At 71.6% G+C, this 10,747-nt stretch carries 11 protein-coding genes; 2 read left to right on the forward strand and 9 right to left on the reverse strand.

What is annotated here, in order from left to right; translation table 11 throughout:
• Positions 1 to 701 precede the first annotated feature (701 nt).
• On the reverse strand, positions 702 to 1,289 hold the full coding sequence (locus TsocGM_RS25035; protein WP_126728199.1) for a hypothetical protein: 588 nt from the start codon (positions 1,287 to 1,289) through the stop codon (positions 702 to 704).
• 511 nt (positions 1,290 to 1,800) lie between these two features.
• On the opposite strand from TsocGM_RS25035, the gene tal reads away from it, so the two are divergent.
• Positions 1,801 to 2,952, forward strand: a complete 1,152-nt coding sequence (gene tal, locus TsocGM_RS25040; protein ID WP_126728200.1) for a transaldolase — start codon at positions 1,801 to 1,803, stop codon at positions 2,950 to 2,952.
• A 261-nt stretch (positions 2,953 to 3,213) separates the two neighbouring features.
• Here the strand turns inward: tal and TsocGM_RS25045 are convergent, their stop codons facing one another.
• The 8 genes from TsocGM_RS25045 to TsocGM_RS25080 all read right to left on the reverse strand — a co-directional run bounded on the left by TsocGM_RS25045 (position 3,214) and on the right by TsocGM_RS25080 (position 7,720).
• A complete protein-coding gene (locus TsocGM_RS25045) occupies positions 3,214 to 3,447 on the reverse strand; it encodes a hypothetical protein (RefSeq protein WP_126728201.1) in 234 nt (77 codons plus the stop codon).
• Positions 3,448 to 3,684: 237 nt separating this feature from the next.
• Positions 3,685 to 4,086, reverse strand: a complete 402-nt coding sequence (locus TsocGM_RS25050) for an HU family DNA-binding protein (protein ID WP_126728207.1) — start codon at positions 4,084 to 4,086, stop codon at positions 3,685 to 3,687.
• Between the two features lie 59 nt (positions 4,087 to 4,145).
• Positions 4,146 to 4,691 (reverse strand): hypothetical protein, encoded by a 546-nt coding sequence (locus TsocGM_RS25055; RefSeq protein WP_199756909.1) that lies wholly within the window; start codon positions 4,689 to 4,691, stop codon positions 4,146 to 4,148.
• On the reverse strand, positions 4,688 to 5,110 hold the full coding sequence (locus tag TsocGM_RS25060; RefSeq protein ID WP_126728202.1) for a YkgJ family cysteine cluster protein: 423 nt from the start codon (positions 5,108 to 5,110) through the stop codon (positions 4,688 to 4,690). The genes TsocGM_RS25055 and TsocGM_RS25060 overlap by 4 nt, the downstream gene beginning before the upstream one ends.
• Before the next feature lie 154 nt (positions 5,111 to 5,264).
• A complete protein-coding gene (locus tag TsocGM_RS25065; RefSeq protein ID WP_126728208.1) occupies positions 5,265 to 5,813 on the reverse strand; it encodes a sugar O-acetyltransferase in 549 nt (182 codons plus the stop codon).
• A gap of 57 nt (positions 5,814 to 5,870) precedes the next feature.
• Positions 5,871 to 6,872, reverse strand: coding sequence for a GTP 3',8-cyclase MoaA (gene moaA, locus TsocGM_RS25070; RefSeq protein ID WP_126728203.1), 1,002 nt, complete (start codon positions 6,870 to 6,872; stop codon positions 5,871 to 5,873).
• A 126-nt stretch (positions 6,873 to 6,998) separates the two neighbouring features.
• Positions 6,999 to 7,439 (reverse strand): molybdenum cofactor biosynthesis protein MoaE, encoded by a 441-nt coding sequence (locus TsocGM_RS25075; RefSeq protein ID WP_126728204.1) that lies wholly within the window; start codon positions 7,437 to 7,439, stop codon positions 6,999 to 7,001.
• Positions 7,440 to 7,474: 35 nt separating this feature from the next.
• Entirely contained in the window at positions 7,475 to 7,720 is a 246-nt protein-coding gene (locus TsocGM_RS25080; RefSeq protein WP_126728205.1) for a MoaD/ThiS family protein, read from the reverse strand.
• A gap of 230 nt (positions 7,721 to 7,950) precedes the next feature.
• On the opposite strand from TsocGM_RS25080, the gene uvrA reads away from it, so the two are divergent.
• Positions 7,951 to 10,747: excinuclease ABC subunit UvrA (gene uvrA / locus TsocGM_RS25085; RefSeq protein WP_126728206.1), on the forward strand; the 2,797-nt coding region annotated here is incomplete at its 3' end.

Here is a 10,747-nt window from a genome sequence, read left to right on the forward strand (position 1 = left end):
CCGCCGCGCCGCGGCGGCGGATACGTCGCAGGAGGGGCAGCTGCGGCATCGGTACGAGTCGGCGGCCGACCGGGCCTGCATGGCGGCGATTCGGTTGTTCCTCAATCTGAGGGATCGCCGTCGCCGGGAGTTGCTGGCGATCGCCAGGGAGGCGGCGGAGATCGGGGAGACGCCCCGGGCCCCGGTTGGGGGAGGGTGGTGGCGGGAGGTTGACTCTGACCCCGCGCCGCCGGGGTTCGTCCGGGTCGACGCCAGGACGGCGGGCGAGAAGGGCCCGGTCGAGGAGGGGGAGGGCGGGTCGCTCCCGGGATCGGTGGCAACGGACCGGGATCCGGACAACCGGGGCCAGAGCGGGGGAGCGGCCTCGGATCGGATCGAGTCGGCGGTGATGGCCAGCCGGGAGGGGGGCCCGGAGGGGAGGGAGGAACGATCGTCCGGCTCGTCGGGAGTCGAGCGGACGAGGGGAGGAACGGAGATCGGCCCGATCGCGTCCCGCCGAGGGTTCGATCCCCGATCGTCGCGTCGGATCGCTCGGCGATCGGCCGGCGTGATGCAACGGAACGAAGCCAACGCAAGGCCGGCCTTGGCGGACGGGCCGGATCGGAACTCGAACTTGGGAACGACCTTCGGCGATTTCGCTCCGGAGCGGGCCCGGCGTGCCGAGCAGCGCACCGAGCCGTCCCGGTGGGCGTCGCCGGGGGTCAGCTCTGGTCCAGCAGGGCCGAGGGGAACGGCCCCGGAACGGGCCGGGGCCGGTAGCTGAAGAAGCCGTTGGAGGCGATCCCCGCCTGGAAGTCGCCGCCGGGGACTCCGTTGCCCGAGGGCAGGGTCCGGGAGAACTCCCCGTCCAGCGGGCGTCCGGCCAGGTCGCGCACCCCTCCCGATCGGATCAGGACCCGGTAGTTCCCTCGGGGCAGGGGGGCGCCGAAGTCGTACACCACGCCGATCACCGGCATCGAGGTCGGAGGTCCCGCATCGACCGGCCGATAGGCGTTCGGCAAGACCGTCGGCTGGCCGATGAGCGTCTGCTCCCTGGGCAGCACCCCGGGCGACTGCCGGCGCACCAGCAGCACGTTGCCGGGGAGCGAGGCCGGGTCCAGCCCTCCCCCCTCGGCCCCTCGGAACTGGATGATCAGGCGGCCGGCTCGGGCGTTGAGCACCACGTTGTCCACCCGGAGCGTGGGGGCCAGCGGCGGCTCGAACCGGCCGATCCGGAGGATCCGACGGGCTTCCGCCACGTTGGCCGCCATCTCGAAGAGTGACTGAGCCGTGACCCCCGCCGTCAGCAACGACCTCCCCTCGAGCCCTTCCACGGGCCCGGCCCGCCAGGCCCTCCGGGGCGATCGGGTTCCGGGGCCCCGCCCGGCTCCCGGGCGTCGGATCGCTCGCCAGTATCCCCGCAGCATGGCCGACTCCTCCTCGACGGGCCTTCCGATCGCGACCGCCCTCGATCCGACGCCGAGCCTCCCCAGGGCCCGCCCCCCGGGTGGGTCTGCTCGACTCCCCGGGGGCCACCGGCGGCCTCCCCGGCGGTCGGCTCCCCGTCTCGACCGGAAGGCCGTCCCTCCGGTCGAACCGATCGGGCCCGGCACGGGCCTTGCGGCCGAGGCGGAACATCTGCAAGATCCCATCGCCCGGGGATCGGCCCCGATGCAGGGAATCGGGGCCTCGGCCCCCGCCCCCGGCCGCAGATCCGGCGCGTCCGCTCTTCGCCCCCGGCCTCGACTTGAGTTATGGTGGGAAGAACCGTTCGATTCCGGCCCCGCCGATCGACCCAGAGAACCCCCGGGAGAAACCCTCATGGCGACCGCCGCCGCCTCCGTTCCCCTGACGAAGCTCCAGGCCCAGAAGCAAAGCGTGTGGATGGACTTCATGAGCCGAGCGTTCGTCCGGGGCGGGGAACTCGCCCGCCTTATCGAGGACGACGGCCTGCAAGGCGCCACCTCCAACCCCACCATCTTTGAGAAGGCCATCGGCCACAGCGCCGATTACGACGACGATATCCGCCGCCTCGTCTCCGAAGGGGCCGACGTCGACGCCATCTACCAGGCCCTCGTGGTTGACGACATCAAGGCCGCGCTCGACCTGTTCCGCCCGGTTTTCGACCGCTCGTCCGGCCTGGACGGTTATGTCAGCCTGGAGGTCTCTCCGCTGCTGGCCCACGATCGGGAGCGGACGGAGGTGGAGGCCAAGCAGTACTGGGCCCTGCTCGACCGCCCCAACGCCATGATCAAGATCCCCGGCACCGCCGAGGGGATCCCCGCCATTGAGGACGCGCTGGCCGCCGGCCTCAACATCAACGTCACCCTGCTCTTCAGCGTCGAGGCGTACGAGGCCGTCGCCCGAGCCTACATCCGGGCGCTGAAGCGTCGGGCCGACGCTGGCCAGCCGATCGCCGGCATCGCCTCGGTCGCCAGCTTCTTCGTCTCCCGGATGGACACCGAGGTCGACGCCCGGCTCGATGCCCTCCTCGCCGCCACCGGAGACGCCAGCCGCAAGGCCCACCTCGAGTCGCTCAAGGGCAAGGCCGCGATCGCCAACGCCAAGCTCGCCTACGAGTCTTTCGGCAAGATCTTCTCCGGCCCCGAGTGGGAGGCCCTCGCCGCCCAGGGGGCCCGAGTCCAGCGGCTGCTCTGGGCGTCCGTCGGCACCAAGGACCCGAAGTACCCGGATACCCTCTACATCGACGAGCTGATCGGCCCCGACACCGTCAGCACCATGCCTCCAGACACCTACAATGCCTTCCGGGACCACGGCCGGATCGTCGAGGCTCCCACCCTCACCGCCGACCTGCCCGGCGCCCATCGCGTTTTGCAGCAGCTCCAGGAGGCGGGGATCGACCTGAAGGACGTGACGGACCACCTGCTCCAGGACGGCGTCAAGAAGTTCGCGAAGTCCTTCGACGACCTCCTCGGCGCCGTCCGCTCCAAGCGAGCGCAGTTCGCCGGCTGAGACTGCTCCCGGTTCCCGGACGGAATTCCTGAGCGGCAACGGCCGGGCCGAGGATGATGTCGGTAGTAGCCCGAGCATCCTCGGCTCCTTGGCATCCCGGATGCGAATTCCGGCCGAGTCTCCCCGCTCGCCAAGCAACCCGCGCGGCGTTTTCGGCTCGGGCCTTCTCGCGGCGGACAAAAAAAACGGCCAGCGCCCCCTTCGGCAGAGGGGCGCTGGCCGTCTCGAGGTCAGGTCCGAGTGCGATCCGATCGGCGTCGATCAGGGACCGAGGCCGCCGTGGGTGCGGAAGGGCGTCATGTGGGAGGGCTGGTCGAGGAACCAGAACCGCTCCCATTCGTCGCCGATCTGCCTGAGGTTCTCGGAATCGACCAGCAATTCCTCGACCCGCCGGGGCGGGTAGGCCGCATACCGCGGCAGGGGGACCGGCGCACAGCCCTCGCTCGTGACGAGGACCATCGCCAGCAAGCCCAGTGCCAGCAAGGGTTTCCGCATTGAGATACCTCCCGCCTCCGTTCGGGATCGACCGGACCGGGGCGATCCTCCTGCACCCGGGCCCCGGGGGTGTGGGGGCCAGGGCCGGTCCGGTGGGGGCGATCCGAGCCCGGGGCGAGCCCCGGCCGCACCGCGGCCGATCTCGCCCCCCGCGACGCGCCCACCGCCCGATGGGCGTCCCGTCCGTCCCGACCTGTCCGGCCCGGATCCGACCCGGAGGCGAAGGCGGAACCCGCCTCAGCGCTTCGAGTCGGCCCCGGCGGGCGAATGCAGCCGGGGGGCCTCCGGACCGGGGGCGACGGACCCGTCACTGTCAAAATCGGAATCTCCGTCGTCTTTCTCCAGCGGAAGTTTCGCCGGGTCCATCCGGCGGACCAGTTCCTCCATCTCCTTGCCCGGCTTGAAGGTGACCACGTTCTTGGCCGGGACCGAGACCTTGTCGCCGGTCCTCGGGTTCCTCGCCTTGCGCGGGGCGCGCCGCTTGACCTCGAAGACGCCGAAGTTGCGCAGCTCGATCCGGCCCTCCTCGACCAGGGTCTTGATGATCTCGTCCAGGGTGCGCTGGACGATGTCCTTGGTCTTGAGCTGCGTCAGCCCGATCTCCTCGGAGATCTTCTTCACGATCTCTTTCTTCGTCACGATGGCGGTCTCCAGCGGGAGCAGCTCGGCCTGGCCCCAGGGGGACGATCGGCTCAAGGTTATTGGTCACTTGGACTAATGTCAAGCGCTTCCCGGCCGTTGGCCGAGACGAGGCGTGCCGTCGGCCGGTCGAGGGGGCGGTGGCCCCCGAGCAGACCGGCGGCGACCGCGTCGGCCAGGTGACGATGCAAGGGTGCATAGCCCCAGGGCAGGCCCCGCTCGTCCGCCAGTCGGCGGAGCTTGCCGAGGAATTCCTCGGTCAGCGGCTCGGCCCGACCGTCATAGTTCGGATCGCAGAAATAAACACGACAGCCGAGCGGCCGGGCTCCCCGGGCGGTGCAGCGGCCGGCGTCGTCCTGCCAGGGGCAAAGGTCGCCGCCGTCGGGGTCCCGGGCGGGGGGAGGGGCGTCGGCGACCAGCAGCGCCGCCTCCGCCGCCGAGAGGAACAGGGTGTGGCCGTACTCCCGGAACCGGCAGCACCGGCCGCTCACGAGGCAGACCGGGCCCGCCTCGGCGATCCGGGCGTCGAGCTCCTGATAGAGCCGAGACAGGGGATCTCGGATGGCGTCGGGGTCGATCTCCGCGATCGGATCGGGGCCGCTCATGTCGTCGTCCTCGCCGCCGCGGCCTCGATCTCCTCGACGCTGTACCACCGCCCCGATCCCGAGCCGGGGCAGGTCTGGCGGACCTGCTCCCAGTCCTGGGGCGTTTCGAGGTTCTCCTCCCAGAACGGCCAGGTGCGGCACTGGGTCGGCCTCGCCTGGTACACGGTGCAGCCCGAGGCCCGGTCCCAGAAGACGCAGTCGCCGTTGGGGCGCTCGACCAGGCTGTACCGCCGCCCCACCTGCCGGACGAACCGCCGGCCGAACTCGTCGGGGGACAGGCCCAGGTGGGCCGCCAGCCGCTCGACCTCCCCGACGTCGACCCAGACGTATCCGGGAGCCCCGGTGCAGCAGTTGCCGCATCGGGTGCAGGAGAAGCGCAGGCCGTCTCGGTACCAGGGGGCAGACTCGTCGGCGTTCATGACCGGGCCGGATCGGGGAGGATCGGAGGGGAGTCGTGGGAGGGCATGCTCGACGACCCGAGCATATCAAGCCCCCCCGCCCGACTCAAGGGAGACGGCCGCAAGTCGTCCGATCGGATCGGGTTGCGGATCGGCCGCCGACGCTGCCTCGGCCTCAGCCGTTTCCGGCCGGCAGCGATCGGATCACCCGGCAGGGGTTGCCGGCGGCCAGGACGTTCGGCGGCACGTCCCGGGTCACCACGCTGCCGGCGCCGATCGTCGTGCCGTCGCCGATCGTCACCCCGGGGCAGATGATCGCCCCGCCGCCGACCCAGACGTCGGCGCCGATCGTCACCGGCAGGGCCAGCTCCCGTCCTTCCCGCCGCTCGGCCGGGCAGAGCGGGTGCGAGGCCGCGTAGACCTGGACCGCCGGCCCGAACTTGGTGCGATCGCCGACCCGGATGCGGTTGCAATCCAGGAAGACGCAATGAAAATTCAGATAAACATCGGTTCCCAGTTCAAGGAACTCGCCGTAGTCGCAGGAGAACGGCGGCTCGATCCAGACCCCGTCTCCCAGGCGGCCGATGAGCAGCTGGAGGAGCTCCCGGCGGCGCTGCTCCTCCTCCGGGAGGGTCGCGTTGTAGGAGGCCAGCAGCACTCGGGCTCTCCCCCGGGCGGCCACCAGCTCGGGGTCGGTCGCTACGTAAGGCTCTCCGGCGAGCATCTTCTCGCGTTCGGTCCGGTTGGTTCCCAAGGCGACTCCTCCGCGAGGGGGCCAGGCTCAGCCGCCGATGGAGTGCATCAGCCGATCGGGCTTGATGAAGCCGGCGGCGTTGATCTGATGGCCTTCCCACTTGCCCGCCACGCTGTCCCGCAGGGCGGCGGCCAGCTCGTCGTCCGAGGCGCCCCCCCGGATCAGGGCGCGGACGTCCGTCTCCTCCAGGGCGAACAGGCAGTTGCGGAGCTTGCCGTCGGCCGTGAGGCGGACGCGGTTGCAACTGCCGCAAAACGGCCGGCTCACGGAGGCGATCAGGCCGACCCGGCCCCCGCCGTCGAGGTAGTCGTAGTCGACGGCCGGCGCCCTCGGATCCTGATCCGGAGCGGGGGAGAGGGGGCCGATCTCCCGGGAGAGCAGGTCCAGGATCTCGGAGGCGAGGAGGACCTTGTCGCGCTCCCAGGCGTTGCCGGCGTCGAGCGGCATGTACTCGATGAACCGAAGCTCCAGGCCGTGCTCCCGGGCGAAGCGGCCGAGCGGCACGACGTCGAGGTCCGTCTCTCCCTTGATCGCCACGGCGTTGATCTTCACGGGGGAGAAGCCAACCTCCCGGGCGGCGAGGATCCCCGCGATGACCTGCTCGAACCCGGGGCGTCGGGTGAGCCGCTCGAAGCGGCCGGGGTCCATCGTGTCGAGGCTGACGTTGATCCGCCTCAGGCCGGCGTCGAAGAGGGCCCGGGCCATCGGGGAGAGCAGCAGGCCGTTGGTCGTCAGGCCGACGTCGACGATCCCGGGGACGTGGGCCAGCTTCTCGACCAGCACGGGAAGGTCCCGGCGGACGAGCGGTTCGCCCCCGGTGAGCCGGACCTTGGTGATCCTCTGCGAGGCCGCGACCCGGACGAACCGCTCGATCTCCTCGAACGTCAGCAGCTCCTGCCTCGGGAGGAACTGGACCAGCTCGGGCATGCAGTAGGTGCATCTGATGTTGCAGCGGTCGGTGACGCTGATCCGGAGGTTGTTGTGCACCCGGCCGAAGCGGTCGATGAGGGGGGCGGTCGGCGTCGGCATGGGAGGGCGTCGCGTCGGGGGGTCGCGGTCGTCACTCGGGCAGTCCAGCCTACCCGATCCGGGGGCCGGGTCCACTCGCCAGGGTCGGCAGGCCGGGGAAGGGGAGCGGAAGCCTCCGGCCGGGGGTCATCCCTCCGGTCGGCCTCCGACGGCGTCGAGACCGGGGTGGACCCACTCCTCGGTGCCGTCGGCCCAGGTCTCCTTCTTCCAGATGGGGACGACCTCCTTGATCGTGTCCATCAGCCACTGGCAGGCCTCGAAGGCGTCCTTGCGGTGGGGGGCGGAGACGGCGACGACCACGCTGATCTCTCCCAGCTCGACCCGGCCGACGCGGTGGACGATCGCCACCTCCTGGAGCGGCCAGCGGGAGAGGGCCTGCCCCTCCAGCTCCGCGAGGGTCTTCTCGGCCATGACGGGGTAGGCCTCGTAGTCGAGGTGCCGGGTCGTTCGGCCTCCGGTCAGCTCCCGGGTCGTGCCCAGGAAGGTGCAGACGGCCCCGGCCCGGGGAGAGCGGACCCGGTCGGTGAGGCTCGCGTGGTCGATGGGCTGGTCGGTGATCTGGATCATGGGGCCTCGGCCGGTCTCGGCCGCCTTCGGGCCGGTCAACCGCCGCTGACCGGGGGGATCAACGCCACCTCGTCGTCGGGGCCGATCCGGCGGTCTTCCCCGGCGTACTCGGCGGAGACGGCCACCATCATGCCCGGCAGCAAGGGGGCCAGCGCGGGGTGCTGCCCGGCGACCGCCCGCTTCAGGTCGGCGACGGTCGCCGGGTCGGGCAGCTCCACGAGGACCTCGGGGGCCCCGGCCCGCTGCCGGGCGACGGCGAAGAGGCGGACGGTCACGGTCACGAGCGGTCCTCTGGAATCCTCGGCACGATCGGCCCGGCCGTTCCGGCGGCTCGGTCGGGACACTCCCGGCGGCTGGCCCGAACTGCCCGGACCCGGCGGCTCGGGCGCCGAACCGCGGGGAGGTGCTCCTCCCGGTCGGATCGGCGGCGGGCTTGCCGGCCCGATCACCGGGGTATTAGTCTGAACCGTTTCGGTCCCGGGTTCAATCGCGAAGCGGGAGTCGTCGACTCATGGCGGAGGGGATCGTCGGGGCGGATCGGGCCGGGGAACCGGCCCCGGGGGTGATCCGGGTCCGAGGGGCCCGGGTGCACAACCTGCGCGGGGTGGACGTGGACCTGCCCCGCGACCGGCTCGTCGTCCTGACCGGGGTGTCGGGGTCGGGGAAGAGCTCCCTGGCGTTCGACACCCTGTATGCCGAGGGCCAGCGGCGCTACATTGAAGGGCTTTCCGCCTACGCCCGGCAGTTCCTGGAGCAACTGGAGCCGCCGGACGTCGACCTGATCGAGGGGCTGCCGCCGACGGTGGCGATCGACCAGAAGTCGGGCGCCGCGAGCCCCAGGAGCACGGTGGCCACCGTCACCGAGATCCACGACTACCTCCGCCTGCTCTTCGCCCGGGCCGGCGTCCCCCACTGCCCGAGCTGCGGCGACCCGATTCGATCGCAGACGGCCGAGCAGATGGTCTCCTCGGTGCTGGGCCTGGGAGAGGGGAGGAGGGTGATCGTGCTCGCTCCGATCGTCCGGGGGCGCAAGGGGCAGCACCTCGACGCCTTCCGGGCCATCCGCCGGGCGGGCCTGATCCGGGCCCGGGTCGACGGCGAGACGATGGAGCTGGGGGACGAGCCCCCCTCGCTGGCCAGGACCAGGGTGCACGACATCGAGGCCGTGGTCGACCGGCTCGTCGTGCGCGAGGGAATCCGCCCCCGCCTGGCCGACAGCGTGGATCTGGCGCTCAAGCTGGGGGACGGGACGCTGGTGCTCGCGATCCAGCAGGACGACGGCTCCTGGACCGACCGCCCGCTGAGCACGACGCTGGGGTGTCCGCGGTGCGGGGCCGGCGTGCCGGAGATCGAGCCCAGGACCTTCAGCTTCAACAGCCCCTACGGCGCCTGCCCGTCCTGCGACGGCCTGGGAGCGGTCTCGGCGTTCGACCCGGAGCTGGTCGCGCCGGACCGCTCGAAGTCGATCGCCGAGGGGGCGGTGGCGGCGTGGGCGGCCTTGCCGCCGAAGTCCAGGAGGGAGGTGGAGTCGGATGATCGTCTGATCGCGCTGCTGGCCCGTCACGGGATCTCGGTCGAGACGCCGCTGGCCGACTGGCCGGCGAAGGCCCTCCGCGAGTTCTTCCGAGGGGGGCCCACGGGCCGGGGAAAGCCGCCGTACAACGGGGTGCTGGTCGAGTTGCAGGCGGTGTACGAGGCGGTCCCCGAGCGGAGGAGAGAGGCGCTCGACGCCTTCCGGTCCGACCTGCCGTGCCCCTCGTGCGGCGGGGCGAGGCTCCGGCCCGAGGCGAGGGCCGTGACGCTGGGCGGCTTGCCGATCCACGCCCTGACGGCGATGACCGTCGACCGCTCCCGGGCCTTCCTCGAAGCGCTCCGCTTCGAGCCGCCGCTGGACCGCGTCGGGCCTCCGCTGGTGGCGGAGGTGTCGGGTCGGCTGTCGTTCCTGGAGCGGGTCGGCCTGGGCTACCTGACGCTCGACCGGCCGGCCGACTCCCTCTCCGGAGGCGAGCTCCAGCGGGTGAGGCTGGCGACTCAGATCGGCTCCGGCCTGGTCGGGGTGGCCTACATCCTGGACGAGCCAACCGCCGGGCTGCACCCGAGGGACACCGAGCGGCTCCTCGCCAGCCTGGTCGACCTGAGAGACCGGGGGAACAGCGTGATCGTGGTCGAGCACGATGAGGCGACGATCCGGTCGGCCGACTGGCTCGTCGATCTCGGCCCCGGCGCCGGGCCGGAGGGAGGCCGGGTGGTGGCGGAGGGTCCCCCCGCCGCGGCGGTCGAGCCGGAGCCGGGGGCCTCGGCCACGCTCCGGTACCTGCGGCAAGGGGGGACCGGGACGTCGGGAGGACAGGCCGCGTCGGCCGACCCGACGCCGGGGGGGAGGCTGGCCCGGAGCCCCGGGCGAATCGTGGTCAAGGGAGCATCGGAACATAACCTCAAGTCGATCGACGTGGAATTTCCGGTCGGGACGCTGTCCTGCGTTTCGGGGGTGAGCGGTTCGGGGAAGAGTTCCCTGGTGCTCGACGTGCTGGCGAGGGCCGCCCGTCGGGCGCTGGAGGGCTCGGGGCCAAGGCCGGGGGCGCACCGGGCGATCTCGGGGTTGGACCAGATCGACAAGCAGATCCTGATCGATCAGTCGCCCATCGGCCGGTCGCCTCGGTCGACCCCGGCGACGTACACCGGCGTCTTCGATGACATCCGCCGCGTGTTCGCTGCGACCCGGGAGGCGAAGGTGCGCGGCTACGGGCCGGGCCGCTTCAGCTTCAACGTGAAGGGGGGGCGGTGCGAGTCGTGTGAGGGGCAGGGGGTACGGAAGGTCGAGATGACGTTCCTGCCGGATCTGTTCATCCCGTGCGAGTCGTGTCGTGGCCTTCGGTTCGATCGGGCAACGCTCGAGTGCAGGTACAAGGGAACGTCGATCGGAGACGTGCTCGCGATGCGGGTGGAGGAGGCTCGGGAGCTGTTCGAGAACGTGCCGAGGGTTGCCCGGGGGCTGGAGGCGTTGCACGAGGCGGGGCTGGGGTACGTGACGCTCGGCCAGTCGAGCACGACCCTCTCAGGCGGCGAGGCCCAGCGCGTGAAGCTGGCCGCCGAGCTGGGCCGGGTGGCCACGGGGAGGACGCTCTACATCCTGGACGAGCCGACCACGGGCCTGCACTTCGCCGATGTGGAGAACCTCCTGCGGCTTTTGCGGCGCCTGGCGGATCTGGGGAACACGGTGGTCGTGATCGAGCACAACCCGGAGGTGCTCCGGGCGGCGGACTGGCTGATCGACCTGGGCCCGGAGGCGGGGGAGGCGGGGGGGGGGG

This window comes from Tautonia sociabilis, assembly GCF_003977685.1.
GTDB lineage: Bacteria > Planctomycetota > Planctomycetia > Isosphaerales > Isosphaeraceae > Tautonia > Tautonia sociabilis.

What these genes read in the sequence shown, in the direction of transcription:
- TsocGM_RS25055 (WP_199756909.1), bottom strand. Translation starts at nt 4,691, where the DNA reads ATGAGCGGCCCCGATCCGATCGCGGAGATCGACCCCGACGCCATCCGA.
- moaA (WP_126728203.1), bottom strand. Translation starts at nt 6,872, where the DNA reads ATGCCGACGCCGACCGCCCCCCTCATCGACCGCTTCGGCCGGGTGCAC.
- TsocGM_RS25045 (WP_126728201.1), bottom strand. Translation starts at nt 3,447, where the DNA reads ATGCGGAAACCCTTGCTGGCACTGGGCTTGCTGGCGATGGTCCTCGTC.
- tal (WP_126728200.1), top strand. Translation starts at nt 1,801, where the DNA reads ATGGCGACCGCCGCCGCCTCCGTTCCCCTGACGAAGCTCCAGGCCCAG.
- TsocGM_RS25060 (WP_126728202.1), bottom strand. Translation starts at nt 5,110, where the DNA reads ATGAACGCCGACGAGTCTGCCCCCTGGTACCGAGACGGCCTGCGCTTC.
- TsocGM_RS25075 (WP_126728204.1), bottom strand. Translation starts at nt 7,439, where the DNA reads ATGATCCAGATCACCGACCAGCCCATCGACCACGCGAGCCTCACCGAC.
- TsocGM_RS25065 (WP_126728208.1), bottom strand. Translation starts at nt 5,813, where the DNA reads ATGCTCGCCGGAGAGCCTTACGTAGCGACCGACCCCGAGCTGGTGGCC.